Source organism: Vibrio sp. Of14-4, from assembly GCF_022347625.1.
GTDB classification, from domain to species: domain Bacteria; phylum Pseudomonadota; class Gammaproteobacteria; order Enterobacterales; family Vibrionaceae; genus Vibrio; species Vibrio pristinus.
In genome coordinates, this window is record NZ_JAKRGI010000057.1 from 1 (window position 1) to 1605 (window position 1605).

Genomic DNA, 1605 nt, shown 5'->3' on the forward strand with positions numbered 1-1605 from the left:
ACAGGGATTTCACCGCTTGGGTCTGTATAACGAATCGGATTATTGGCAGCGTAGCTGTAGGGAGACCAGTGCTGTGGATTCTCAAAACGCTCGCTTTGGGCAAAGACAGGATCCGGCGTAATAAACTGCGCAGATGCATGTCCGAGATAACGATGGGAAAAATAGCCAAGGTCAGACTCATCGTCTTGCTTTTTACTGCTAAACCGTTTGAGATGTTCTTTCTCTTAGGCTGACCTTTTTAAAGCCGAGCGGGCTATAAATATGAGCAAGTAGACTCACGGCGAAGTTGAGATGAAATCAAGGTGAATTTGTTAACGAAGAAGATTTAGATAATGTGGAATATGTGTGTGGGGGGGGGGGGAGGTGTTTTATATTGGTTGAAAAGCCCGCGAGTGCGGGCTCCAATAGCTACAAAGTAATATCGTCAAGGATTTTTTGAAGCTTATCGGGGTCGGCAGCATTACCAAAGTAATACTCTTTTCCACCATCAGCTATAAATTCTTTTGGAGTTTTCATCTCATAGAGAACATCATATTTTCCAGACAACAAATCCTCCAACTTATCAGCATCATTCCAAGTTGACACTCTAATGTATGGGCCTGACTCATCGTCAATTAATACAACGATTCGCTCACCTGTTTTTGAATCAATCATAATCTTACCAGTCAATCCTATCAAACCAACCTAGTTCTTCCTGTGATCCGCTAAAATTTCAGATAAGTCGGCTAGCAAGGCATTGTCATCATTACTAATCGTGGACAACATTTGAAAAAACCATTCCAGTAGTTCTCCATTGACTGCACAGAATTTTTTTTCATCTATGTTTGTCGATGCTGAATTGGTATCAAGGTAATTCCAGCAGGCAACTCTAGCCCTATCTAATTCAGCCTTATCAGCAGACTTGTCAATCCAGTATCTCGTTGCGGTAGTTATTCCCTGTATGCCAACTTCAGGGTTTACAAACGCAACTAATGGAAGGCATCTAATCATGAAAAGTATACACTTCTCATATTCATCTGAAGTTATCGAAACTACTTCATCAATTAAATCATCTAATGACATACCTAGTTGTTAACTCCGAATTTATGCATAACATGACTACACGTTGAACAAGCTGGCTTATCAATACCGTGACCTGGCTTTGTTTTACCAATTGCAACTGTTGTCATGTTTCCACCTGCTGGATCTACACCAGATTTCAAAGCTTGGTCAATACACCCTATCTCAGCGCAATGACCATGTGTTGGCGAACGTTGGCCAGCAGGGACGGTATCTAGTGCTTTTTGTAGTTTCGGATCCAAATCTACGTTGTTGCCGCTCACCCTTTTAAAAGTTTGACCATTAACATCTAGATGTGATGCTGCCCCTCTCTTCTTTCCTGCCGCTAAAGCCGCATCTGCTGTCTTCCCAACCTCAGCCACATCCGAAGATAAGCGGGCTACTTTGGTGCTGCCAGCAGGAACATAGGGTATTAGAATCGCGGCGGTGTCGCAAGCTAAGTCGGCGGCACCTTGATTAACCATAACAGGGTTATTGGTCGCATAGCCGACGCCAACTTTACCCAAATCATACACAATGTTGAGCCCATCCCAAACGGTATCGACA

The 1605-nt window shown here is 43.1% G+C and carries 4 protein-coding genes; 1 reads left to right on the forward strand and 3 read right to left on the reverse strand.

Going from position 1 to position 1605, the window contains the following annotated elements; translation table 11 throughout:
* On the forward strand, positions 1-233 hold a 233-nt coding region (locus MHN79_RS20790; RefSeq protein WP_239174907.1), incomplete at its 5' end, for a hypothetical protein.
* A gap of 175 nt (positions 234-408) precedes the next feature.
* Here the strand turns inward: MHN79_RS20790 and MHN79_RS20795 are convergent.
* The 3 genes from MHN79_RS20795 to MHN79_RS20805 all read right to left on the reverse strand — a co-directional run.
* Positions 409-654, reverse strand: a complete 246-nt coding sequence (locus tag MHN79_RS20795; RefSeq protein WP_239174910.1) for a hypothetical protein — start codon at positions 652-654, stop codon at positions 409-411.
* Positions 655-684: 30 nt separating this feature from the next.
* On the reverse strand, positions 685-1062 hold the full coding sequence (locus MHN79_RS20800; RefSeq protein ID WP_239174913.1) for a hypothetical protein: 378 nt from the start codon (positions 1060-1062) through the stop codon (positions 685-687).
* Positions 1063-1064: 2 nt separating this feature from the next.
* Positions 1065-1605, reverse strand: a 541-nt coding sequence (locus MHN79_RS20805) for a YwqJ-related putative deaminase (RefSeq protein WP_239174915.1), incomplete at its 5' end; no start/stop codon positions are given.